Source organism: Trichocoleus sp. FACHB-46, from assembly GCF_014695385.1.
In the GTDB taxonomy this organism is placed as follows: domain Bacteria; phylum Cyanobacteriota; class Cyanobacteriia; order FACHB-46; family FACHB-46; genus Trichocoleus.
The window spans coordinates 51102-74154 of record NZ_JACJOD010000022.1 but is presented as its reverse complement, the minus strand read 5'-3'; the positions used below and the strand labels follow the sequence as shown (position 1 = coordinate 74154).

The 23053-nt window shown below is 49.8% G+C and carries 24 protein-coding genes; 14 read left to right on the top strand and 10 right to left on the bottom strand.

What is annotated here, in order from left to right:
• Positions 1-214 precede the first annotated feature (214 nt).
• The gene (gene dxs, locus H6F72_RS12470; RefSeq protein WP_190435582.1) at positions 215-2119 is read right to left on the bottom strand and encodes a 1-deoxy-D-xylulose-5-phosphate synthase; all 1905 of its coding nucleotides are present in this window, start codon (positions 2117-2119) and stop codon (positions 215-217) included.
• Positions 2120-2316: 197 nt separating this feature from the next.
• Here dxs and H6F72_RS12465 point away from each other — a divergent pair, with 197 nt between their 5' ends.
• The 12 genes from H6F72_RS12465 (at position 2317) to H6F72_RS12410 (ending at position 11241) form a co-directional block, all read left to right on the top strand.
• Positions 2317-2916, top strand: coding sequence for a hypothetical protein (locus tag H6F72_RS12465; protein WP_190435579.1), 600 nt, complete (start codon positions 2317-2319; stop codon positions 2914-2916).
• Between the two features lie 80 nt (positions 2917-2996).
• Entirely contained in the window at positions 2997-4205 is a 1209-nt protein-coding gene (locus H6F72_RS12460; RefSeq protein ID WP_190435576.1) for a DUF58 domain-containing protein, read from the top strand.
• Positions 4206-4309: 104 nt separating this feature from the next.
• Positions 4310-4678, top strand: a complete 369-nt coding sequence (locus tag H6F72_RS12455) for a ferredoxin-thioredoxin reductase catalytic domain-containing protein (RefSeq protein WP_190435573.1) — start codon at positions 4310-4312, stop codon at positions 4676-4678.
• Between the two features lie 28 nt (positions 4679-4706).
• The gene (locus H6F72_RS12450; protein WP_190435569.1) at positions 4707-5147 is read left to right on the top strand and encodes a DUF309 domain-containing protein; all 441 of its coding nucleotides are present in this window, start codon (positions 4707-4709) and stop codon (positions 5145-5147) included.
• A gap of 200 nt (positions 5148-5347) precedes the next feature.
• Positions 5348-5821 (top strand): LptA/OstA family protein, encoded by a 474-nt coding sequence (locus H6F72_RS12445; protein WP_190435566.1) that lies wholly within the window; start codon positions 5348-5350, stop codon positions 5819-5821.
• 111 nt (positions 5822-5932) lie between these two features.
• Positions 5933-6661 carry an LPS export ABC transporter ATP-binding protein gene (gene lptB, locus H6F72_RS12440; protein WP_190435564.1) on the top strand — a complete coding sequence of 243 codons (729 nt, stop codon included), beginning with the start codon at positions 5933-5935 and terminating at the stop codon, positions 6659-6661.
• 41 nt (positions 6662-6702) lie between these two features.
• Entirely contained in the window at positions 6703-7884 is a 1182-nt protein-coding gene (locus tag H6F72_RS12435) for an LptF/LptG family permease (RefSeq protein ID WP_242016908.1), read from the top strand.
• Positions 7885-8055: 171 nt separating this feature from the next.
• A complete protein-coding gene (locus tag H6F72_RS12430) occupies positions 8056-8406 on the top strand; it encodes a hypothetical protein (RefSeq protein WP_190435561.1) in 351 nt (116 codons plus the stop codon).
• Between the two features lie 34 nt (positions 8407-8440).
• Positions 8441-9589: a GUN4 domain-containing protein gene (locus H6F72_RS12425; RefSeq protein ID WP_190435554.1), complete on the top strand. Its 1149-nt coding sequence runs from the start codon at positions 8441-8443 to the stop codon at positions 9587-9589.
• Between the two features lie 178 nt (positions 9590-9767).
• Positions 9768-9983 carry a hypothetical protein gene (locus tag H6F72_RS12420; RefSeq protein WP_190435552.1) on the top strand — a complete coding sequence of 72 codons (216 nt, stop codon included), beginning with the start codon at positions 9768-9770 and terminating at the stop codon, positions 9981-9983.
• Between the two features lie 51 nt (positions 9984-10034).
• Positions 10035-10211, top strand: coding sequence for a DUF2949 domain-containing protein (locus H6F72_RS12415; protein ID WP_370527492.1), 177 nt, complete (start codon positions 10035-10037; stop codon positions 10209-10211).
• A 406-nt stretch (positions 10212-10617) separates the two neighbouring features.
• Complete coding sequence (locus H6F72_RS12410) at positions 10618-11241, top strand: HPF/RaiA family ribosome-associated protein (protein WP_190435547.1); 624 nt, start codon at positions 10618-10620, stop codon at positions 11239-11241.
• Between the two features lie 158 nt (positions 11242-11399).
• On the opposite strand, the gene msrA is transcribed toward H6F72_RS12410, so the two are convergent.
• Complete coding sequence (gene msrA, locus H6F72_RS12405; protein ID WP_190435544.1) at positions 11400-12053, bottom strand: peptide-methionine (S)-S-oxide reductase MsrA; 654 nt, start codon at positions 12051-12053, stop codon at positions 11400-11402.
• Positions 12054-12162: 109 nt separating this feature from the next.
• Between msrA and H6F72_RS12400 the strand changes: the two genes are divergently transcribed.
• A complete protein-coding gene (locus H6F72_RS12400) occupies positions 12163-12636 on the top strand; it encodes a hypothetical protein (protein WP_190435541.1) in 474 nt (157 codons plus the stop codon).
• Positions 12637-12646: 10 nt separating this feature from the next.
• Here the strand turns inward: H6F72_RS12400 and H6F72_RS12395 are convergent, their stop codons facing one another.
• Genes H6F72_RS12395 through H6F72_RS12370 form a run of 6 tightly spaced genes read right to left on the bottom strand, consistent with a single transcriptional unit; the run spans position 12647 to position 20609 of the window.
• Entirely contained in the window at positions 12647-15055 is a 2409-nt protein-coding gene (locus H6F72_RS12395; RefSeq protein ID WP_190435538.1) for an ABC transporter substrate-binding protein, read from the bottom strand.
• A 38-nt stretch (positions 15056-15093) separates the two neighbouring features.
• Entirely contained in the window at positions 15094-16221 is a 1128-nt protein-coding gene (locus H6F72_RS12390) for a DUF1822 family protein (RefSeq protein ID WP_190435534.1), read from the bottom strand.
• Positions 16222-16266: 45 nt separating this feature from the next.
• On the bottom strand, positions 16267-17013 hold the full coding sequence (locus H6F72_RS12385) for a sigma-70 family RNA polymerase sigma factor (protein WP_242016907.1): 747 nt from the start codon (positions 17011-17013) through the stop codon (positions 16267-16269).
• Positions 16919-18379 carry a TIGR04222 domain-containing membrane protein gene (locus H6F72_RS12380; protein ID WP_190435531.1) on the bottom strand — a complete coding sequence of 487 codons (1461 nt, stop codon included), beginning with the start codon at positions 18377-18379 and terminating at the stop codon, positions 16919-16921. The genes H6F72_RS12385 and H6F72_RS12380 overlap by 95 nt, the downstream gene beginning before the upstream one ends.
• A 42-nt stretch (positions 18380-18421) precedes the next feature.
• Complete coding sequence (locus H6F72_RS12375; RefSeq protein WP_190435528.1) at positions 18422-19822, bottom strand: ABC transporter substrate-binding protein; 1401 nt, start codon at positions 19820-19822, stop codon at positions 18422-18424.
• A 13-nt stretch (positions 19823-19835) separates the two neighbouring features.
• Positions 19836-20609, bottom strand: a complete 774-nt coding sequence (locus tag H6F72_RS12370) for a PspA/IM30 family protein (protein WP_242016906.1) — start codon at positions 20607-20609, stop codon at positions 19836-19838.
• Positions 20610-20759: 150 nt separating this feature from the next.
• On the opposite strand from H6F72_RS12370, the gene H6F72_RS12365 reads away from it, so the two are divergent.
• On the top strand, positions 20760-21230 hold the full coding sequence (locus H6F72_RS12365) for a tetratricopeptide repeat protein (RefSeq protein ID WP_190435527.1): 471 nt from the start codon (positions 20760-20762) through the stop codon (positions 21228-21230).
• An 82-nt stretch (positions 21231-21312) separates the two neighbouring features.
• On the opposite strand, the gene H6F72_RS12360 is transcribed toward H6F72_RS12365, so the two are convergent.
• Both H6F72_RS12360 and H6F72_RS12355 read right to left on the bottom strand, forming a co-directional pair.
• Positions 21313-22092, bottom strand: coding sequence for a photosystem II S4 domain protein (locus H6F72_RS12360; protein ID WP_190435524.1), 780 nt, complete (start codon positions 22090-22092; stop codon positions 21313-21315).
• A gap of 47 nt (positions 22093-22139) precedes the next feature.
• Positions 22140-23000, bottom strand: a complete 861-nt coding sequence (locus H6F72_RS12355) for a DUF1206 domain-containing protein (protein ID WP_190435521.1) — start codon at positions 22998-23000, stop codon at positions 22140-22142.
• Positions 23001-23053 lie beyond the last annotated feature (53 nt).

Here is a 23053-nt window from a genome sequence, read left to right as displayed (position 1 = left end):
CGATTTAGATCTTGGTTGACAAACTTATACAAGTAAATTAGGGCCAAGATAACATGATCGAGATAGGTGAGCAGTAAAGTTTGAAGCTGATTACAGAGCTAAATCTAAAAAATTTTGTGAAGCTTGATCTGAATCAAAAGATAAAGAGCTGATGTTTAAACTAAAAAAGGTGGGCACTGCCCACCTTAGGAATTAATAGAGGTAGGTAAAGTTGTCAGCTAACCGTGACAGTTGATTTCACGAAAGTGGTGCGAATGCGATCGGCGATTTGAGCAGGGGTGAGGCCTAGCGTCACCATAGACTGCTCTGGGGTTGCGTGCTCAACCAACCCATCAGGAATACCAATTCGCATGACAGGCACCACCACATTGTGATCCATCAGCGCTTCCATTACTGCTGAGCCAAAGCCACCCATGAGACAACCTTCTTCCAGCGTCACCACCCGACCGATCTTTTGCGCCAAAGGAGCAATCAGTTCGATGTCTAGTGGTTTGGCAAAGCGAGCATTGACGACAGTGGCTTCAATCCCGTGTTCGCTGAGAATCTCTGCGGCTTGCATGGCTGGGTAGACCATTGAGCCAAAACCAACGAGCAAGACATCATCACCTTGGCGTAAGACTTCTCCTTCGCCGATGGGCAGAGGTTCCCAGCCTTCCTCCATCAAGGCCACACCATGACCGTTGCCACGGGGATAACGCATAGCGATCGCACCATCGGTGTAGTTGATGCCTGTCACCATCATCTGCTGCAATTCAGCTTCGTCCTTAGGAGCCATCAGCACCATATTGGGGATACAGCGCAGATAGGCAATGTCATACATGCCTTGATGGGTAGGACCATCAGCACCGACAATTCCTGCTCTATCGATACAGAAAAAGACAGGCAGGTTTTGGATGCAGACATCATGAATAATTTGGTCGTAACCTCTTTGCAGGAAGGTGGAGTAGATCGCCACGACAGGCCGAATGTCCTCACAGGCAAGACCCGCAGCCATTGTCACTGCATGTTGCTCAGCAATTCCTACGTCCATATATTGCTTGGGGAGCTTGGCTTGAAGCTTGTCTAAGCCAGTCCCAGTCGCCATAGCCGCTGTAATACCCACAATTCGGGGGTTGTTCTCTGCCAACTTCACCAATGTGTCGCCAAACACTTTGGAGTAGCTAGCGGGCTTGGGTTTCGTGGAAGGAGCCGCTTTGCCTGTTGCTAAGTTAAACGGCGATTGGGCGTGGTAGCCAACTTGGTCTTGCTCCGCGATCGCGTATCCCTTACCTTTCATGGTAGACACATGCACCAAAACTGGCCCCACTTGCTGATGAGCGTGCTCAAAGGTAGCAATCAGCTCTTCCAAGTTGTGTCCATCAATTGGCCCCATGTAAGTGAAGCCTAATTCTTCAAATACCGCTCCCACCTTAGGAACGGCCAAGCGCTTCATGCCTTCCTTGATCCGACCCAGTTCCGGAGAAAGCGAACTGCCCACAAAGGGTAGCTGCTTGACTTGCTCTTGGAGGTTGTCCGAGAGGAACTGCATGGGGGGGCTGAGACGCATCTTGTTGAGATAGCGAGACAATGCTCCAACGTTGGGTGAGATCGACATCTCATTATCATTGAGCACTACCAGCAAATTGGTTTTGGGTAAGTGCCCTGCATGGTTGATGGCTTCCAACGCCATGCCCCCTGTGAGCGCACCATCCCCAATCACGGCGACTGATTTGAACTTCTCACCCTTCAAGTCACGGGCTAAAGCCATCCCTAAGGCTGCTGAGATACTAGTAGAGGCGTGACCCGCACCGAAGTGGTCAAACTTACTTTCACAGCGCTTTAGGTAGCCCGCTACCCCGTCCTTTTGGCGCAGGGTATGAAAGCGGTGATAGCGTCCTGTAATCAATTTGTGGGGATAGGCCTGGTGACCCACATCCCAAATTACCTTATCGCGGTCGAGGTCTAGGGTGTGATAAAGCCCTAATGTCAGTTCCACGACTCCCAATCCGGGGCCGAGGTGACCGCCACTGGCGGCAACTGTTTGTAAATGTTTTTCTCGAATTTGACGCGCGATTTGTTGCAGTTGATGAACCGAAAGACCCCGCAATTGGTTGGGATGGGTCAGTTCACTCAGGTGCATACCGGAGTACCCCCTGGGTCGTTGAAATGGATTTTAGTTACCTTTTTCACTCTAGATGGTTTTACTGACCTTTTCTCAACCAACCGTAAACCCTAAACCTAAACCCTAGACCCAAATCCTAAACAATATGAGACAATCACCGCAGCTTCGCTTGTTGATTATTAGTTGATTTTGTTGCTCTCCTTCTAGTAGCTGTTATGCGTCACATCGATCTTCCGCGCTACTTACTTCGTTTGTCTGGGGCACCCCTGGCGATCGCTGGGTTATTGGTTCTTGCCATACCTCCAGACCCTGCTGCTGCTTTCTTGTTTCAAACTCAGCGTAATGAATATGAAACCTGTGCCGCTAACTTATTAGATGCGGGGATTGATCCCCCCATTGTGGCTGAGGCTTGTGGAGAGGTACTCCGTCCCAGAGATTTGGCCAACTGTGTTGAGCGAATTACCCGCCAAACGTCAGTCGCAGGTCTGGATGCTCTCTTGACTTGCCGCCAAGTGCGACGGCCGCTAGAACTTGCCAGTTGTGTGGTAGACATTAATCGCGAGACTGAAAACCCCGCCCTCCCAGAAGTATTGGATACTTGCCGCCGTAGTTTGCTACCCAAGCGCTTTGCGGACTGTGTCGTGGGATTGAGCCGCCGGGTTGACGACCTCACCCCAACCAATGCAATGGCAACCTGTCTGGATGCTGGTGACCCAGTCGTTGATTTTGCCCCCAACTTCATTCCGCAAGATGCCAGCCTACCCCCTCGCTTTACCCCGCTAACCACCCCCGTAGAATCGCCTGCCCTACCTTAAGGGCTTTCAAGTCTGCGATCGCTTGGTCTAGACTGGAGCCAACTCCGACGAACGGTTTGGCTTCAGGATAGGCATCCACTATGAACCTTGGCAAGCGAATCGCTGACTGGCTAGAAACGCATTGGGTCACGCCCTCCTACAGTGGTTGGCTCCTAGCAGGGCTGGCCATTTTCTTCTTTGCAGCGGGCACCAATACCCTGTCTGGTTGGTTATACGTGATGAGCGGGGTGATCGTGGCCCTGTTGGGGGTTGCCGCCATTTTGCCAGAGCGATCGCTGCGAGGCATTCAGGTGACACGCCGTCCGATCAATCCGGTCAGTGTGGGGAGTGACCTCACCATTGAGCTAGACCTGGAAAACCGCACCGCCCAAGCCAAGACGCTGTTGCAAGTTCGGGATCTGCTGCCCTATCGCTTGGCGAAACCTGCGGCAACGGTCGTGGAAGCGATTCCACCTCGAAAAACTTACCGCTGGACTTACTTCCAGCCGACTGAGAAGCGGGGGGTGTATCGCTGGCACAATTTACAACTCCGCACCGCAGCACCTTTGGGATTGTTTTGGTGTCGGCGGGAGCGCACCGTTAAAGCAGCGGCGATCGTTTATCCTACGGTTTTACCCCTCACAGCTTGCCCCCTAATCGATGAAATTGGGCGAGAGAACAGCCCCAAGTTTCACAGTAGCCGCCGCTCCCAAAACGCTACAGAAGGGATTACTCGGGCTTTACGACCTTACCGTTGGGGTGATCCGATTCGCTTAATTCATTGGCGGACAAGCGCTCGTTATGGTGAATTTCGAGTGCGGGAGTTAGAAGTTTTTACAGGCGGAGAAGAGATTGTCATTTGCCTAGATAGTGCGGGGGCTTGGCAAGCCGATGATTTTGAACAAGCGGTAATTGCGGCAGCGTCGCTGTATTTCTACATGGCTCACCGGGATACTCATGTGAAGCTGTGGACGGCGGGTACAGGGTTGCTCCAAGGCGATCGCTCGGTTTTAGAGGCATTAGCGGGTACCTACGCTGGCGAAGAAGTGCGGGCAGAGAGTTTACCTGAGTTGCCCATGGTTTGGCTGACGCAAAATCCCCAAAGCCTGAATACCTTGCCTCTCGGTAGCCGTTGGCTTTTGTGGCCACCTACAAACCAAAAGCCTCATTTAGTAGCCACTAGCGACCTAGAGTTTCCTGGCTTGGTGATCCAATTAGATAAATCTTTACAAACTCAGTTGCAATCGCAGTTACAGCGTTTGTATTCAGAAAGCAAGAGCCAAGAGCCAGGGCCAGAAGTTAGGAGCTAGGAGTTATGAGTTATCAGTCGAGTTATCTAGGTTTTGGTTTCCTTTAGCCCAGAGAAGGGCTGCGATACAATGCGGGAATACGCTTGTATGAAAGAGCTTGCCCTATGAACTCATCTGAAAACGGCACCCTCGCGAGTGAAAAAAACTTGGAAGCGATGCGGAACTTTGCCGAAACCTATGCCAAGCGCACCAACACCTACTTTTGCGTTGATTTGTCCGTGACGGCTGTAGTGATTGAGGGTTTAGCCAAGCATAAAGATCAATTGGGTTGTCCCCTCTGCCCCTGTCGGCACTACGAAGACAAAGAGGCAGAGGTGAATGCGACGTTTTGGAATTGCCCTTGCGTACCCATGCGGGAGCGCCAAGAATGCCATTGCATGCTATTTCTACAGCGCGAGAATGACTTTGCGGGTCAACAGCAGGAAATTTCGATGGCTGAGCTAGCTGTGGTTAGAAGCAGCCTCTCGGCTTAAGCTGAGGAAGCTGCGTCAGGAAGGCTTTATGAGTGAAACCATGCCACCAGAGTTTTGGCAGGCGGTGGAGCAGTTTAATCAAGGCGAGTTTTATGCCTGTCATGACACTCTAGAAGCGCTGTGGCTAGAGGAAGTTGATCCACTGCGGCGGTTCTACCAGGGCATCTTGCAGATTGCGGTGGCTTGCTATCATTTGTCAAACCTCAATTGGCGCGGCGCAGCGATCCTGCTAGGTGAGGGCATGAATCGTTTACGAGACTACCAACCGACTTACGGCGGCATTGAGGTAACGCATTTACTGGAGCAAAGTGCCACCTTGTTGCAGCAACTTCAAGCCCTAGGCCCTGAAAACGTGGAAAGTTTGAGACAGCAGTTGCAAGCGAATCAGGTGGGAGAGGAAGCGATCGCTCTCTCTGAAACCCAACCCGCACCTTGTTGGCCCCAAATTGTTTTAGTTGCCCCATCTTGATACTCGCAGGTATAAATGACAGAGGTTAGCGGCTGCGAAACTTCCAGGGGACAAGCATCGTCAAAGTTTCTACCTCAGTTGCTCGCACTTTCTCCTGAACTAGGCACCAGGATTCGGTAAACTACCTACAGAGATTTTGCCTCTCTTCCAGCCTGAGGTCTGACCCGGTTACTGTTTTGCCCTCTGAACTTGTACGACCTATGCTGCCTTTCTCCCAACTGTCCCGTTCTACTAGCCGTCGCCTCGCTGCGGCCTTGCTAGTTCCTGCGACCCTAGCCGCGATCGCTCTACCCGCTACGCTCAAAAGCGCTGAAGCCCAAACTGCTCCAGGCCGCGCCTTAACCCTGCGCTCTGATGTGCAAGAGGCCAATGCCAAAACGGGTGTAGTTACGGCCCGTGGCAATGTGCAAATTACTTACCCAGCCCGCCAAATTCAGGCAACTTCGGCTCAGGCTCAATACTTTAGCCGCGAACGCCGGATTGTCCTGAGTGGCAACGTGTACGTTTTGCAGCAAGGCAATAGCTTACGGGGCGAAAATATTACGTATCTGATTGACGAAGGTCGCTTTGTTGCCTTACCCCAAACCAGCAAACAAGTGGAATCGATTTATATTGTGGCTGACCCAGCATCAACCCCAGCAACTCCACCCGCTTTAGCGAACCCACCTTTTTAATGCGACACCTGGATCTTAGGGGTTTACTCAGTGGAAGTAGCCTCAGGCCACTCATCTTTGATACCATCAAGGCCGATTGGTCTGCGATGCAGCTAGGCTGGGAGTAAATCGTTGAAGATTGTTCTGGAGAATATTCACAAGTCCTACGGCAAACGCACAATCGTCAATCGGGTCAGCCTATCGGTTTCCCAAGGGGAAATCGTCGGTTTGCTCGGCCCGAATGGTGCCGGGAAGACCACCACGTTTTACATCGCGACTGGATTGGAAAAGCCTAATCAAGGCCGCGTTTGGCTGGATAACCGCGATATCACCACTTTGCCAATGCACTCCCGCGCTCGGTTGGGCATCGGTTACCTGGCGCAGGAACCTAGTATTTTTCGGCATTTGAGCGTTCGGGACAATATCTTGCTAGTGCTGGAGCAGACCAAGATTCCTCGGCGAGAGTGGCGATCGCGCCTGAACCATTTGCTACAAGAATTTCGCTTGGAAAAAGTTGCTTCCACCTTGGGAATTAGGGTTTCGGGTGGCGAACGGCGGCGAACCGAAATTGCCAGAGCCTTGGCAGCAGGAAGAGAAGGCCCGAAATTTTTGTTGCTGGATGAACCCTTTGCAGGCGTAGACCCGATCGCAGTGGCGGAAATTCAAGAAATTGTCAGTCGGTTGCGCGATCGCCAAATGGGGATCTTGATTACAGACCACAACGTGCGAGAAACTCTAGCGATTACCGATCGCGCGTATATTATGCGGGACGGGCAAATTTTAGCTTCTGGTAACGCCGAAGAACTCTACAATAATCCCTTGGTGCGACAGTACTACCTAGGAGACAACTTCCAACGTTAGCGTTGCAGCTCGGTTCGACTGTTTGCCAGGCTTCGGCTTCTATGACTAGCATCACAAAATCTTTCCGCTTTCTCTTCTGGCCTTTAACTTGGTTGACAGGTGGCTTGTCCTTGATGGATCGCTACATCACCAGTCAACTAATCATGCCGTTTCTATTTGGCGTGGGGGCATTTTCGGCGATCGCGGTTTCGATTGGCACTTTGTTTGATTTAGTCCGCAAGGTGACAGGCGATGATCTACCCCTGAATTTGGCGATTCAGGTCTTTTTTCTGCGCCTGCCAGAGTTCGTTGTTTATGCCTTGCCCATGTCCACCTTGCTGGCAGCATTGATTGCTTACGGTCGGCTCGCCACCGATAGCGAATTGATTGCGTTGCGGGGTTGTGGGATCAGTGTGCGACGGTTAGTAGTTCCAGCGCTGATTTTGAGCTTAGTGGTGACAGGCTGTACGTTTGCCTTGAATGAAGCGATCGCTCCTCAGACCACTTATCAAGCTTCTGTCTTACTGAATCAAACCCTGAGGAAAGATCGCCCTTCCTTTCAAGAACGCGATATTTTCTACCGAGAATTTAGTGATATCCAGCGACCAGATGGCAAAACAGAACAGGCTCTATCGCAGTTGTTTTACGCCAAACAATTTGATGGTCAGCGCATGATCAACCTGACGGTGCTGACGTTTAATCAAAAGAACTTGCAACAGATCGTGTCAGCCAAATCTGCTCTCTGGAATCCTACCCAAAGCGCTTGGAATTTTTTTGAGGGCACTATCTATGCTGTTGCTCCTGATGGTTCCTATAGTGGCATTCAAGAGTTTCAGCAGCAACCTTTCGCGATCGCCCGTACCCCACTTGATCTGGCAATGTGGAATAAAGATAGTAACGAGATGAACATTGCGGAGGCGCAGCGATATCTCTCTTTGCTCAATCAAAGTGCGGATGAGCAAACTCTACGAAAGCTGAGGGTACAGATTCAGCGCAAATATGCCTTTCCTTTTGTTTGCGTGGTCTTTGGTCTGATTGGTGCGGTGTTGGGCGCTAAACCAGGCCGCACCAACCGAGCTACAGGGTTTGGCCTCAGCGTTTTGATTATCTTTGTCTACTACACATTGGCGTTTCTCACGGCAGCTCTAGGACAAGCAGGAGTTTTTTCCCCTGTCATGGCAGCTTGGCTACCAAACATCTTTGGCTTTGGGGTAGGAGGATTCCTGTTAGCTCGCTCTACCTGATCGTAGAGGCAGTGACGGTTACCTAACTTTCTACATAGAGACGGCTATTAAGCGCGATCGCTTGGGGCAATGAGAAGCTTATCTTTAAACTTTTAGTGTTGTAGTAAACGCCACTATCCACATTCAAGCGAAAGGGATTTAAGATCCTAAAAACACTAAACGGATTTTTGTATGAGTGGCGATCGCATCATCAATATGGGTAGCGGAAACTATAACGAATCTGTCCAGGGAGACTCAATAAACATTCAAGGTAATTACATAAGTACGAATCAGGACTTCTCTCAGGTTGACACTCAAATTCAGCAACGCTTGATCCAACTCCAAAACGAAAAACAATATAGTTTAGAAGCGGCTCAAAAGGTGGTTGCTACTGAGCTAGCAAATCAAGCCAAAAGTCAACCTGCCTTCAAGCAACAATTGGCTACCTTAGGAAAGTACATACAAAATGGCGTTGCAAATGGTCTTATAGGTCAAGCTGCTGTTGAAGTAGTTAAGATCGCCTTAAAATTACTAAATCTATAAACTCTTCTCTGTCCTAAGCAAGCAATTAGCATCAATGAAGGAGAGAAAGACCGCTATAGTAAAGCAAGTGATTGCACTAGCCTCCAGAATTCCAATTCACTGGAGATACTATCTTGCTGGTTTGTTTCTCATTGCAATTGGCTTTTTAATTGCTTGCCAAACAACGTCAACCGGATTCTTGCTAGGAATTTTGTTGTCTGGACTAGGATGCTTTTTGTGTTTTTTAAGCTCAAAACTTGATCCTAAAAGTCTCCAAAATCATTTCTCTCAAAAAAGTGATAAAGAGCAGTATAGAACTATTAATGTAGGTGAAGGAAACTACAATGAGTTCATCGGCGGCGATTACATCAATATACAAGGAAATCAAATATATGTAGGTCAGGATTTATCTGATTTCACTACTCAAATTCAGGAGATTTTGAATCGGCTTCGAACACAAGACTACTCTAAAGAAGAAGCTGAGGAGCGAGTTACTCAAGAATTGAAAACTGAAGGTTATAGGAACCCTAAATTTCGAAAAAATCTTTTCAGATGGAAGAAGTCGTTAGGCTACTCTACTACTGATGTAGAAGAAATCGCTGAGAAGCTAGTTCAACTTGCCGATGAAGTTCCTACAAACACAGGCAATAACTCGATCTTTGTAGTAGAAGGCAAGTATAAAAGATTGCATGATCTACTTGAAGCTGGACAATGGAAAGAGGCTGATGAGGAAACAGCAAGGTTTATTTATAGCTTGATGCCTTACCAGACTTATATACCTACTCTTACGGTAGAAGAAATTCCCCCAGGAGATCTCAAGATAATCAATAAGTTATGGCTTAAGTATAGTAAAGGACGCTTTGGTTTTAGTGTGCAGCAGCGTATTTGGAAAAAGATCTTGAACATTTATCCTCCGAAAGAGGGTTCTTGGACGAACGAACGTGCTTATGCTGCTTTTATCGATTGCGTCGGCTGGTCCTTTGAGGATGGGCGGCTATATTACACTGACCTCAAATATTTTCCAACAGCGCCACAAGGATACCTGCCTGCAATTGTGATGTTTGAGGATGGTAATCTTTGGTCTTCCTATTCTTCGAATTATTGCTATCTCAATCAAACCGTTTTTGACTCTTTGATGGAGCGGCAGTATAGCCGTAGCTCGTTCATTCCATCATGGTTAAGATACTGGTTTTTGGGGGAATAGCTCAGAGCAAGCTTATGACTTAAGCGTAGCTCCAGAGAGCTGAAATGTTAGAGGTTAGCAATCGCGTGATGCTCGTCACCTGATCACAGGCTAACTATCACAAGGCTGAGCTTGGTCTATCACTGGAATGGGCTGAGAAAAATTGGATATTAACAGTAGCGAGTTCCTGAACGTCACGATGCCTCCTGTTAACCTCTTGCCCTCTGCTCTCTCCGAACTATTTGCTCAAGTCAGCAGCTCTGGCAAGATCACCTTAGCCGATCGCTATGGCATCCTGGCAGCCCTCCTAAGCAACGACATGAGCGCAGAGGAGCAATGCACGATTGACCGTTTACTTCATGCTTTGAAACAACGTCGAGTGCAGGTTGTAAACGAGTTGTCGGCAGAGATGTAACTGCAAACCAACTACAGGGTGAGGACGATGGAAGTTAGAAATCAATCATTCATGCGATTTTTGCAAGAGGATTTGGCGATTCCTGCTGCTGCCGTCATGCTAGCTTGGCAACACTCAGAATCTCCTAGCCTGTTGCCAATGGTGCTTTGGCAATACGGTTTAGTCACTTTAACCCAATTAGATCAAATCTTTGACTGGCTGGAGCAGCACAGCCTGACCTTGCTGTAGGTAGAATTTGAAGCGGGTACTGGCAGAACGCGATCGCCCGTTGGGGGTTAGTCAGTCTCAGGTTAGCACTTGACCCCATAACCGCCTCAGTCAAGCTGCCTAAGCCGTTAGAGGCACAACTGAGTTTTGATTTCTGTATTGCGATAGAATCCGCCGCAGCGATCGCCGCATAGCATGATCGAAAGCAGTATTTCAAATCCAGCTTTAGCTCTGACTTCAGCGGCTTTGACCGAAATAATTTAGCTAGCTCCACGCATACCGTTGTGGAAGTAGTGCGGGGTTGTCTGAGGTCATAGCTTCATTTCCGAGTATTTCTGGTTTTAGTAGAAATTGAAGTCCTCCCCTATTCAGGAGGGCTTCAATTTCTACTCCAAGCCTGAAGTGCCTAATCATTGGAGAGACCAATATGAAAGTTCCTTTAGAAGTCACCTATCGTGATGTTGAGAAAACAGCCGCGATCGATGCTCTCATTCATGAAAAGGTTGCCAAATTAGAAGAAGTTTGTGACCACATTAGCAGTTGCCATATTGCTGTAGAAAAAATCCACGATCGCCCTCGCAGCGGTTCTCCTTACCGAGTCCGCATTGATATGACTGTACCTCCTGGGCATGAATTAGTGGCTGACTCTAACCCTGGAGAAGAAACGCAATATGTTGAACTCGATACTGTGATTCGGGATGCTTTCAGCGCCGCACGTCGCCAGCTAAGCAAACTCACCAAACGTCAGCACGAAAGTGATAAGTCTCAAAACCAAGAACCCTATGAGACGACTGCCTTAGTCAACAAAATCTTTCGGGAAGAAGGATACGGCTTTATCAAAACTCTAGATGGTCAAGATATCTACTTCCACCGTAATAGCGTCCTCCACGATGATTTCGATCGCCTGGAAATTGGCACAGGTGTGCGTTTCTTTGTGGAAGACGGAGAAGAGGGGCCACAAGCAACCACAGTCAAAATTGTGGATAAGCCAGGAGTAACAGTTGGCAAATCTGATCAATCTTTAATTGAACCGCCTCTGGGTTGGGAATAGCACTAAGCTTCTGGGGGCAACTGCCTCCAGAGCTTCCCTGAAAAAATGGGCGATCGCGCCGATATACGCCAATAAATTAGGGCAGCAAAAAACAACAAAGCTGGCAGGGTTAGTGCTGCCAGCGATCGCAAAACTGCGTAAAACTTTAGAGTCTTGCCCTAAGCTTGAATCACGTCTGGCAAGCAGACATTAGTCCCACCCAAGCCGCAGTAACCGTTGGGGTTTTTCGCTAAGTATTGTTGATGGTAGCTTTCTGCGTAGTAGAACTCTGGAGCCTCAATAATCTCCGTTGTGATGGTTCCGTAACCTGCTTTGCTTAAGCCTAGTTGGTAAGCATCCCGCGAAGTTTCCGCCAACTTATGTTGCTGCTCCGAATACACATAAATTCCAGAGCGATATTGAGTTCCAGAATCATTGCCTTGGCGCATGCCTTGGGTCGGATTGTGGTTCTCCCAAAATACCTTCAGCAGAGCCTCATAGCTGATTTGCTTGGGGTCAAACACCACTTGCACTACTTCATTGTGCCCAGTCATACCAGAGCAAACTTCCTGATAAGTGGGGTTTGGGGTCACGCCAGCAGCATAGCCCACGGCAGTTGTAAACACACCCGGCAGCTGCCAGAACTTCCGCTCTGCGCCCCAGAAGCAGCCCATGCCAAACATTGCCACTTCTAGCCCAGCGGGGTAAGGTGGCTGCAAGGGGTTGCCATTGACGTAGTGCTTTTCCGGGACTGACATCGGTTCTGCCCGTCCTGGTAAGGCTTCTGCTGGCGTGGGCAAGCTCAGCTTTTTGCCAAATCCAAATAACGCCATGAGTTTTAACCCTACTTTTTGAGATACGCTTTACCTTACTTCATGATAAATGACTAACCTGATAACTGCTTTACCCCCGCCAGTCAGCTTCATCTAACGCCGAAATTCGATGCGATTTACAGTGCTAACAACTTTACTCTTGCTGAGTGCAGTGATTTTAGCGGCTTCCTTTTTGCCTTGGGCTTCGTTACAATCTGATGCACTCATAGATCCTAATATCCCTCCACCTGAGAACTTGAACTTACCTGCAAAGCTAGGACTGGCTAGTGGTGCCTTTGCTGGTTCTAGTGATACATTCACGGCTTGGCAAGGAGGATTCCGATTGGGAATTTATGCCATTCCTAACTGGATTGTCGTGCTGGGAGGGTTGCTGATCCCCTTGGGAGCATACAAGCCTGTCCTTGGCATCGTTGCCGCTCTGTTTGGGCTGATCCATTTAACGATATTTGCGGTCACGATGCACTCATTTGGTGCTCAATTCGGCATCGGTTACATCGCAGCTCTTGTGGCCTACCTTGCAGCACTAATTCTGTTGATTCAACGTTTCTACCGCGATCGCAGGTCATTCCCAAGCAGCAATTAGTATTTGGAAGTTATGGCTTGAGAAGGGCAAACTCGTAACGCAGAGGAGCTTTGGTACTAGGTTGTACTTTTACTAATACCCCAATGCTTGGCACAATTCGGCGCTCCCCAGAGGGAAGGAATTGAATAACGCCGCTAGCTCCCTCCAGTAGAAAATCTGGGCTTCTGAGGGTATCTCTTAAACCTTTGCGAGTCTGTTGATGTTGTAATCCCATGTATACGGTTTTAGTTGCATCGTAGGACATAGCAGTACGCCAGTTTACCGAGCCGCCCCAAAGTTGCTGAGCTTCGCGGAGAAAAGAGTGTTTAGCCCGTGGTGTAGGATGCCAAGGCACAGGCAACACCAAGCCATTAACTGTGTTCTGTCCAGCCTGGAGGGTTTGGGAAGTATATAGCGTTGGGCTGCCGAATAAAGTTAAACGCCCTTGGTTGGCGCGTGCCATCTCCACAGCTTTATTGATGCGATCGACATGGGGAGCGAGGAGAATACTATCGGCTCCGCTACTGATGATTGTGGCGATCGCGGTTTCAGCATTAAAGTCAGAAGCGGAGAAGTCACACGGAACATTGATAAACTGCCCCCCATCGGCAAAAACCGCTGCCGTAAATTGATTGCGAAAAGATTCATTATCCACAGCCGCTGTGTCAGAGCAGATAGCAATTTTGACTTTATAGTCATTTTTGATGGTGTAGCGGGCCAAGGCATCGGCAATGAAGCGAATGCTGGGCACCATGCGAAAAATATATTTGCCGCTAGAGGAGAGTTTGTCAGAAAAACTAGTGGGGGACAGCATCACCAGTTCTCCCTCGTCATAAATGGGAGCGGCTGCCACAGAAGCATCACTGGCGTTATGTCCCACCACAGCTATGGTCTGAGTATCCTTCACTAGTGCTGTGGCAATCTGACGGGCGATCGCTGGTTGGTTCTCATCATCCGCGATCGCCACCTGCAAGAGTTGTCCCCGCAGACCTCCTTGACGATTAATCTCATCCTGAGCTTGAGCCACTCCCCGAAGAATCTCCTGAGCGACATTCAGGTTGCTACCAATCGGCACGCTAACTGCAACTCTAACTGCTGCTTGGTTAGCGATGCGAGCATTATTTAAGTAGATTAAGGTTTCTGGATCGTTATGTTGTTGCTGCAGCGAGGCTTGAAACTGCTGCGCTGCCGAACTGAATTGTTTGGTACGGAATGCTTTAACGCCTGCTTCTTTAGTGGGGGTGGCGCTCGCCCGGACTAAAATCTTGTCGCCCAAGCTGATGCGGTTGGCCCAGGGTGTTGGCAAGGGGGGAGTCGGCTGTAACATGCCTGTGCAGAGAGCCGCGATCGCCCCTCCAAACAATGTTTTGGCAAGACCATAGGGTTTTCTAACCACAGGCCAGGCCAAAGGAGACTCCACTGGATTTTGGCAGAGCACAGGCAACCAAGAAGCACAAGGGAAGTCTCCTTCCATTCCTTGTAGCTGTTCTCTCGCTTGACGCACAGATAGATATAGCGACTGACCCTGGGCAAAAGCTTGCAGGAAATAGCGCAAGAATGCCTGAGCTACTGGATCGGGCACAGGTTCTCGCATCACAATTACCTGCGGAATGCCTAAATCTGCCAGATGTCGAGCCAGTTCTAAGCCATCGCAAGAATTGAAAATGGCCAGCTTCAAATTGTTGCGAACTGCTGCCTTTAAGCCATAACGGAGCTGATCGAGGGAGAGGGTTTCGGTGTCATTAATTTGAATTTGTCCACGTTCCTCACTAGAACTATGTCCCGCAAAAAACAAAATGTCCCACGGCTGGCTCCACAACTGTTCAGTGAGCTGCTGGCGACAGGGTTTTTCTAGCAAAGTCACCTTGGCTCCTGGCAACTGCTCTAGAACTGCGCGATCGGCTTGGACATCAATACCTTCACTGTTACCCAACACCGCAAGAATTCTAACTGGGCTGTGCAGCGGTGGGGAAGGAGGTGCGTAATCGGCACAGAGCGCCATTTCAGCGCCAGGACGACGTTCAAATAAGGCCCACAGATGCCAAGGTAACTTGCGTAAGAGGAGATCTTGAGTCTGTACAATTACCCGCGCCGCCTCATGCCGCTGTACCTCTTCTTGGACCTGCTCCCGCAAATCTCGCACACTGGCTTGGCTCCACCAGTGGATTAAGCTGGCTCGTAATTTCTGGGCGGCTTGGTCGCACTCGGTCACGGTGGAGACATTGGTGACTTGGGCAGGGGGCACTTCAATTCGCATGCCTCCCAGCCGATAGTAGAGGTGTTGCCACTGCTGATATAGCTGAGGAATATCTGGAGCAGCAGGAAATCTCCCTCTGACCTCGATCGCAGATGCTTGGCCATCGTCACCAATTTGCAGCGTCACAGGAAATCCCTGTGCAAAACTGCCCTCACCAAACTTGAAGACGACCAACTTACTCACAATCTTTTTTCCGTCTTACGATCGCCCGCCAAACAACGCTAAACCACAAAATTTTCCACGATGCTAGCTGACTCTAGAGCAATTCTCACACTAAATCGTTCTCCTAGGTCAGCCGTAAACTTCAACTGAATGTAATCATCTTTGCGTCTAGCTTGGGTGGTCAAAAATGCCTGCCCTCCAGCATCTAAGCCTACCAATTGCAATTCGGGTGGTAAATAAGCTTGACCTGCCATCGGGTAAACCCGCAAGAGTACCGCCACTTTTTGTTCTGGTTTGGGCAGAATCGCCACCATCAAGGCGATCGCATGGCCTGCTAGGTGAATGCCTAAGTCTGTGATGCGTCTGACTCCGGCGGCGGGATGGTCAGGATCAAGCGTCCACAATAGCTCAGCCGCAGTCCAACGGATTTCTTCGTCTTGCGTGGTTTGCAGCAGTTGGGTCAAGGCAGGAATAACACCCACATTAGCGGTACTTAGTGTAGAACGTTCTGGTTCTTGCTCAGCCTGATTGGCATACAATTGCTCAACCAAGTGTTTCACTGCTTCCGGCGTATCGATGGTCATGCCTTTTACCTGTTTAGCCCGAAAAGCCATCGCATAATTGGTGTCTCGGTTCTCTAGCCAAGCTGCGATCGCCTGCCATTGCGGTTCAAAAACTTGATTAAACCATTGGCTCAATTGCACAACAACAGGAGCAGGCTGATGCAAGCGCAACAGTAGGGCATCTAAAGATTGCAGTTGTGCGAGTGGCAGCATGGTAGTAGTAACACGGGGGACAAATCCTAATAGGGTGCCAGCACGGCAGGCTTCATCTAACTGCACCACCACATAACCAATCCGGTCTTGCCATACGTCCGGCGGCATGGAGCAACTGCGATCGCTCATTTGAATAGAACGGCATTCTAAACGCCCTAGCCCCGTTATTTCTAAGTCAGCCACATCTGCACAGAGACGAGCGATCGGATTCCAGCTATAGCTTGCCTCCAGATTGGTAGGCACGTCGAGCATTTGTAAATAATCTCGCATCAGCAACACAGCCAGCGTATTGCGATAAACTTGAGCCGCTTTCTCTGGAGTGGGCTGGGCTTGAGCAAATTGTTGCGCCACCTGGCGAGCAGAGGCAGGAATTGGCAGCGTAATTGTGAGGTCTTGGGTGGAGTCAATCATGGGTAAGGAGGTTGAATGCGGCAATCGAAACGATACTGAAACGATCTATGAATCTAAATATCCTTGCGTTTGTCCAAACTTGAGCAAGCGAGGAAAACACTCTCGTTGATAAAAGTTACTCAAGGTGGCGATCGCCACACCAAACTCCTGAGATAGCGCTTCCCAAGCAGTTTCTGGCGGTAAGCGGCGTAGAATCAGCACTTCGCAGTTAATATCGGGGCGATCGCGCACATGAATCCGCCGGAGTTGTCTGCCTTCTCGCTCTACCCATTCCCGAATCTCTTCTAGGATCGGTGGCGGATTGGCAGGAGCAGGAAGAGTGTCGATTGGATTAATTACTTCCCCCGTCTCTGCAAGCTGACCAAATGCCCGTTCTGCCTGTTGTTGAAACACTTCCCGCTGGCGATCGCTCAACCGTCGCTTGAGATAGGCATTGAGCCAAGTAATCACACTGGCTAGCTCTGGGTCGTAAGCGTTGCCAGTTAGCGCTTCGCAGAGGTTGCGACAGCAGTAGAGCCATGTTTGCTGGAGGGCATCTTCATAATCAGGGACACCAACGCCTCGGAGTAGTTTGCCAGAGCGCTGAATTTGCCAGATCAGTTGGTTCAAGGCTCGTTGGCGCTCCAGGCTCCCTCGCGGCTGGCGACAAGCAGCCATCACCAATTGGCGCAATTGTTGATCGATTTCATCCATGCGGTTAACCACCGCCGTCACCGCCACCACAGCCCCCACCGCCTCCGTCACCGCCCCCGCAACCCCCGCCTCCATCTCCACCGCCGTCACCGCCTCCATCTCCACCACCCACGCTTGCAGGAGGCATGAACACCTGATCTAAATCAGCCAAAACCGCGTCTCCCAAAACCGTATTACCAAACAGAGCCACCACCAATGCTAGTTGAGTAGCTGGCGAATTGTATTGCAACTTGGCATGTTGTCGCTGCAATTGCTCCAATACAGAATCTCCATATCGACTGCGATGAGGCTTAATGGATAGAAGGCCAGCGATGACTGTTGTTAATAGACAAAGTATGACGAGAAATCCTACAGGTTTATCCCGAGCAATACCGACCACTATCTTGCTAATTCCTAACACCAGTACCGCAGCAACAGAGAGCGTGGGTAACCACTGAGTCCTTGCTGCTTGACTTTGCTTGACTAGTAAGCCGAGTTCTTGCAAATTTGTGTAGATAGTCTTTGTCAAAGGTTCTACTAGGGATCTCACGTTCTCAATGCTGCCACCTTTAGAAACTGCTCGCACGACTGCTTGCTCTAAAAAATGACTATTTTTCGGCAGGGGGAGGCCTCTCCGAAAGGCTCGTTCAGTCATCAACAATCTCAGGTGTTTACGCTCTACCAAATGTGCGATCGCCGCTTCTACAGCCCGACGTTTACCACCTGCTAAGTAAGCCGCCTCGTAGGGATCGAGATGTACCGCCTGCACAGAGGTTTGATGACCTGGTTGGCAGAGATACCATCGTAAACCACAGGCAAAGAGTGTTACCACACTAAGCAATCTAAAGTAGAAATCTAGAAATTCAACTCCTGCAAAATCAAGCGGATTACTAATTTTGGTGGCGATATTCGTACCGACGCTGCTCGCAATTGACGGAGTAAAACTAGTGATAGCTAGGGTGAACAGAAATGATAAAACTGCGATCGCGCGTCGGTTAGCTCGGTGCTTTGTGAGAGACCAGTTCCAGAACTGATCTCTGTTGCTAACTTGTTTACCCTGATGAATCTGCCTGGGTACTGGCGGCCAAATATCAGCAGGAGGAACCTGTCCAAACCAACGTTCGTAGCTGAAAAGCGTTTGAGTATACCAGCTATCAAACTTTTCGCGACTGCTACTACCCTCTCTGGTTAGCTCATGATACAGAGAAACTTGTAAAACCTCTGGACAAAAGTATCCCCAATAGGAGCGTGTATAAAGGAGATGCAAATGCCATGCTTCGTCCACATCTTTGGAGGGGCTAACTGGGTGCCCAGCGACTACCGTGAGAAATGCAAACTTTTTGTACTCAGCAATCACTCGCTGCGTATACTGAGCAGTCCAGCCATTCTCCCTCGCCAATCGTTTGCTAAACGGCAGCTCGGCATCTACATCATCTAAGGCAAATTTCTGAATCCGGTCGTAAAGTTCTGCTGGCTCAATATTCATCTCCGGATACCTACCAAAGTTGAAAGTCAGGAAGCAAAGCGATTATGGACGGAGTGGCGCAAAGTCATAGCCAGAAGCACTGGGCTGGATTTGCACCAAAACAGCTTGACCCAGGCGATCGCCTGATGGCAGAAACTTCACCGGATCTCCGGCTCCAGAAGCCGAAAACGCTGGACTCCGCAAAACGTTCTGCAAGCCACTCCGAGTTTTATCCTGCTCTAAACCCTTGATAATGGCACGACTGGCATCATAGGCCATTGCCGTTCGCCAATTGACCGCTCCTCCCCATCGATACTTCGCATTGATTGCAAATGGATGGTCGGCAAAAGCAGTCGGATGCCAAGGCACAGGTAAAACTAATCCATTCATATCGGCTTGACCAGACTGCGGCGTTTTGATTGTGTATAAAGTTGGGCTACCCAATAATGCGAGCCTGCCCTGATTGGCTCTGGCTAAGTCAATGGCGCGATCGAGCCGATCAATGTGGGGAGAAACTAACAGCCCCTCAGCCCCACTACTAACCGCTTGGGCGATCGCCGTGGTTGGGTTAAAGTTTGGAGTAGAGAAGTCACAAACGGTTGGCACGAGTTTGCCTCCCTGAGCTACCAAAGCTGCGACAAACTCATCTTTAAAGGAGACATTGTCTGGAGCTTGGGAGTCATAGCACACAGCGATATTAGTTTTACGAGTGGTGCCAACTACATATTGAGCCAGAGGTTCCGCCATTAACCGAGTTGTGGGAACAGCGCGGAAGACATAACTGCCAAACCCAGAGAGATTATTGGCAAAGCTAGTCGGAGTCACCATCACCAGTTGTCCCTGTTGGTAGATCGGCGCAGCGACCAAAGAAGCATTACTGGCGTTATGTCCTACTACGGCAAGAATGCGCGAGTCTTTTACCAACTCTGTCGCCACCTGCTTCACAATTTCTGGATTATTTTCATCGTTGACAATTTCAACTTGTAGCGGCACGCCATCAATGCCACCATTCCGATTCACTTCATCCTGAGCTTGGGCGACCCCGCGCAACATTTCCTGAGCTACATTCAGGTTGCTCCCAATCGGAACACCCACGGCAATTCGGAGCGCTGTGTCATCAACACGGGCATTGTTCAAGTAGATCAGCGTTTCTGGGTCATTTTGGCGCTTTCGGAGAGAAGCTTCAAATTGGGCGATCGCGCCTTTAAAATCTCCTTTGGCAAAAGCTGCAACTCCGGCGCGTTTCTCTGGTGTAGCATCCGCCTCAATCAAGAGCTTATTCCCCAGACTCATGCGGTCTTTAAGAGCACCCGCATTGAGCGACTGGGATGATGGAGAAAAGATATTTCCCTTCAGCCAGGAGATGCCTGTGACTACTCCTAAACCTATTAACAAGAGCACAATGGGCGGGACACTGGCTTTGGGACGCACAGAAGTAGAATTGCTTTTTTGAGTTGAGGTCATTGTAGGAGTTCCTTTAGGCATCTGAGGGAGTGACTGAGCGAGAGGATGAAGATGAAGTTGTCAGTCGTTGCAGTCGTTGAGCAATCTCATCGTCAAGCGTCATCTGAGCTAAATCCGCGGTCAGTTTCTCCGCTGGATTTTCTGAAAGCTCTGCCTGTGCTGTCATCTGGAGATGTCGCCGTTCTATAGAAGTTTGAGCCGTCGCAAACTGCGATCGCGCTGAGCCAATTTCAAGTTCAGTATTAGCCTGATCGATCACAGCCAGCGCCTCATTTAGCTCCGCCAAATCTTTGAGATTTTGCATCTCCAATTTGTAAGTTTCTAGCTTCTGGCGTTCTCGGTTAAGTCTGTCCTTGGCAGCTCGCACCACTGTCTCCGCTTTGGCAAATTTTTTCGCTAAGGAAGGCAGCGAGCGATCGAGCAAAATGGCCTTCGTCATCGCCATCCGGGCGGCTTCTGCATTGCCTTGTTGTTGTGCCAAAATTGCTTGTTGTTCAGCTTGCCGAAATTCTTTCTGCCTACTTTCGTACATACTCTTAGCTTGCTGGTAAGCAGCCATTAGACTCGCCACTGATTGGGTAAGTTGCGCTACCGACTTTTGCATCGTTTCCAAAGATTCCTGGGCCACTTCCACCGCAATCTTGCCGCCTGACTCCACAGGCAAGCCCCAGAGCCAAGACCAAGTGGCTGTCAGTACACGCCCCGCCCGCTCGCCTACGAACCAATAGATAAATTGTTTGAAATGTTTTTGAGCCATAGAGCCTAGATCCCGCCGTTGTAACGACATCGATATTTCGAGAAGCGATCGCCTATGTGCTTCTCATGCTCTAGCCAAGAACTTATTTTGAATTTTGCAAAACTTTACAATTAGCCTTAAATTGAGGCCACAATAAGGAAGGAGAAACCTCGCTGATCCTCACGGTAGAGTCATAGTTGCATGGATAACCGATCAATTGAGCGGCTACTTGAAGACCTCAAGCACGCAGACCCAGAGGTGCGTAATCGTGCTACCCAGGAATTGTGGCGACGCTGGTTTGAACAGAAGGGCGTTGCGGGCCTAGAGCAAATTCGGCAGGCACAGATGTTGTTAGAAACCGGAGAAAAACTCAAAGCAGAAGCGGTGCTTACCCAGCTGATTCAGGACTTACCCGATTTTGCCGAAGCATGGAACCGACGAGCAGTGCTGTACTACGTTCAGGGCAAGTATCGTAAGTCGCTGGCCGATTGCCAACAAGTAGTGCAGCTCGACCCGATTCATTTTGGCGCACTTCATGGCATAGGGCTCTGCCATGTGGCATTGGGTGAATACCGAGAGGCCATTCCCGCCTTTCGCCGCGCTTTAGAAATTCAACCCTATTCAATCGAGAACCAACGTTTGATTTTGGAATGTAGCGCTAAGTTGAGCTGAGCGATCGCATTGGAACCTAACCCCCAGCCCCTCCCCTCAAAGGAAGGGGAGCCAGCTCGCTTTAAAGCAGCATATACACTATCTACACAAAGCGAGTTAGCTGAACTCGGTAGCGATCTTTTTTGGTTACGGCGACTTCGCCAACTTCTAGGCGACCTTTGCCGCGGATTGCCACCAAGTCCCCAGTTTTGAGTTGATGGCTGGCAGAGCTGATCTCCTTCCAGTTCACCCTGACATCTCCGCCGTCGATCAAGTCCACCATTTTGCTGCGAGACATGCCGAAGCCTGCCGAGGCGATCGCATCCAAGCGTAGTGAGGCTTCTACCGTCGTCAGTTCCTTTTTCTTGGGTTCTCGGATTTTCAGTTCGCTGAGTTCAATCCGCCGAGTTTTTACGGGCACCGATCGCACTTGATTAAGGTGGAGTTCTAGAAACTCCACTAGGTCAGGCACCACGATCGCCTGCGCTCCTCGTTCTCCTAACACAATAATGTCACCTACTTTTTCCCGAACAATGCCTGTGCCTAGCAACGCTCCGAGGAAGTCACGGTGGGTCGCAGGATCAAACAAGAAGTTGCCCGCAATGTCGAGAGCTGCTATTTCTACTTGAGTGGCTTCTAGGGGGAGTTCGGCCCGTGCGATCGCCACTCGTTGCCGTTCTGCTTGTGGGTAGCCGCCCCAGGGCAACAACTGGACTTCAGTCAACCGCCCAAATGCTTGCTGCATGTCAGCGAGTTCTGGAGGGGCAAGAAAATCGCTACAGACGACTTCCCAGGTTTTAATCGCCTGGTCGGCTTGGTCGATCACTCGTGCGATCGCGTCTCGATTTTCAATGCCTTTCAATAGGTCTTCGCGTGGCAGCATGCGTTAGCTGTAATTCTAGAGAGCACTTCTGATTTTAAAGGGAGAACTTACTGGATGACCATCTGGCGGTAGCGAGCCAAGACAAAATTATAGATACCATAAGCCACCAGTCCTAGGGCTACCAGTCCCAACAACCAAGGACCATAAGGTTGACTCGCCAAAGCTGCCAAAGCTCCTCCCAGACCTCGCACCTCACTGGCATTAGAAGACCGAGCTGCCTGAATCAGGAAAAAACCAATCACGGCAAACACAACGCCTCTGGCAGCTAAGCCGAACCTACCCATGCGAGTGGCCCAGGTTTTTTCATTCTCGCTCATTTCGTTCAGCTTCAATTTACGGCGAAACTTGGCGGTGTAGGCTTTATAGAAGTGGTAAAAACCAAAGCCAATAATCGCTGCTCCAATTGTGCCTACCAGCCATTGACCAAAGGGTTGAGCTAAGAGACGAGCCGTCCAATCTTGGGAAGCGCTACTACCACCTCCACTACCACCGGAACCTAGGACTAGCCGAGCCGCTGTCAGGGCCAATCCTGCGTAGACAATAGCCGTCCCGACATAACCGAGTCGCTGAGCAATTCCCTTAGCATCGGTACCATGATTTTCGGTATCCATCGTTGCTTGGACCAAGCTCCAAAGCACATAACCCAGCAAACCGATCGCCACTAATCCCAACAAAAACTGCCCAAAAGGCTGATCTAGGATGGTTTGTAGCGCTCCTCGTGAATCTGTGGTTTTGCCGCCTGACCCAAAAGCAGCTTGAGCGGCTAGGATACCAACTAAGCCATAGACAATCCCCTTAGCGGTATAGCCGAATCGGGCTAGAGGCTCCACCCACGGTTGAGACGCAACCTGTCTGGCAGCTCGCCCTGCTTGATTACTGGCTCGCTCTACTGAATCGCGCCCTCTCATTGATCTGCGCCTCGCTTGCCGCTGTCTAATTGGTTCTAAACTAGCAGCGATCG

Bases quoted from the DNA above. Each gene is read 5' to 3' on its own strand.
- dxs (WP_190435582.1), bottom strand. From the start codon at position 2,119: ATGCACCTGAGTGAACTGACCCATCCCAACCAATTGCGGGGTCTTTCG.
- H6F72_RS12465 (WP_190435579.1), top strand. From the start codon at position 2,317: ATGCGTCACATCGATCTTCCGCGCTACTTACTTCGTTTGTCTGGGGCA.
- H6F72_RS12460 (WP_190435576.1), top strand. From the start codon at position 2,997: ATGAACCTTGGCAAGCGAATCGCTGACTGGCTAGAAACGCATTGGGTC.
- H6F72_RS12455 (WP_190435573.1), top strand. From the start codon at position 4,310: ATGAACTCATCTGAAAACGGCACCCTCGCGAGTGAAAAAAACTTGGAA.
- H6F72_RS12450 (WP_190435569.1), top strand. From the start codon at position 4,707: ATGAGTGAAACCATGCCACCAGAGTTTTGGCAGGCGGTGGAGCAGTTT.
- H6F72_RS12445 (WP_190435566.1), top strand. From the start codon at position 5,348: ATGCTGCCTTTCTCCCAACTGTCCCGTTCTACTAGCCGTCGCCTCGCT.
- H6F72_RS12435 (WP_242016908.1), top strand. From the start codon at position 6,703: ATGACTAGCATCACAAAATCTTTCCGCTTTCTCTTCTGGCCTTTAACT.
- H6F72_RS12430 (WP_190435561.1), top strand. From the start codon at position 8,056: ATGAGTGGCGATCGCATCATCAATATGGGTAGCGGAAACTATAACGAA.
- H6F72_RS12425 (WP_190435554.1), top strand. From the start codon at position 8,441: ATGAAGGAGAGAAAGACCGCTATAGTAAAGCAAGTGATTGCACTAGCC.
- H6F72_RS12420 (WP_190435552.1), top strand. From the start codon at position 9,768: ATGCCTCCTGTTAACCTCTTGCCCTCTGCTCTCTCCGAACTATTTGCT.
- H6F72_RS12415 (WP_370527492.1), top strand. From the start codon at position 10,035: ATGCGATTTTTGCAAGAGGATTTGGCGATTCCTGCTGCTGCCGTCATG.
- H6F72_RS12410 (WP_190435547.1), top strand. From the start codon at position 10,618: ATGAAAGTTCCTTTAGAAGTCACCTATCGTGATGTTGAGAAAACAGCC.
- msrA (WP_190435544.1), bottom strand. From the start codon at position 12,053: ATGGCGTTATTTGGATTTGGCAAAAAGCTGAGCTTGCCCACGCCAGCA.
- H6F72_RS12400 (WP_190435541.1), top strand. From the start codon at position 12,163: ATGCGATTTACAGTGCTAACAACTTTACTCTTGCTGAGTGCAGTGATT.
- H6F72_RS12390 (WP_190435534.1), bottom strand. From the start codon at position 16,221: ATGATTGACTCCACCCAAGACCTCACAATTACGCTGCCAATTCCTGCC.
- H6F72_RS12385 (WP_242016907.1), bottom strand. From the start codon at position 17,013: ATGGAGGCGGTGACGGCGGTGGAGATGGAGGCGGGGGTTGCGGGGGCG.
- H6F72_RS12380 (WP_190435531.1), bottom strand. From the start codon at position 18,379: ATGAATATTGAGCCAGCAGAACTTTACGACCGGATTCAGAAATTTGCC.
- H6F72_RS12375 (WP_190435528.1), bottom strand. From the start codon at position 19,822: ATGACCTCAACTCAAAAAAGCAATTCTACTTCTGTGCGTCCCAAAGCC.
- H6F72_RS12370 (WP_242016906.1), bottom strand. From the start codon at position 20,609: ATGTCGTTACAACGGCGGGATCTAGGCTCTATGGCTCAAAAACATTTC.
- H6F72_RS12365 (WP_190435527.1), top strand. From the start codon at position 20,760: ATGGATAACCGATCAATTGAGCGGCTACTTGAAGACCTCAAGCACGCA.
- H6F72_RS12360 (WP_190435524.1), bottom strand. From the start codon at position 22,092: ATGCTGCCACGCGAAGACCTATTGAAAGGCATTGAAAATCGAGACGCG.
- H6F72_RS12355 (WP_190435521.1), bottom strand. From the start codon at position 23,000: ATGAGAGGGCGCGATTCAGTAGAGCGAGCCAGTAATCAAGCAGGGCGA.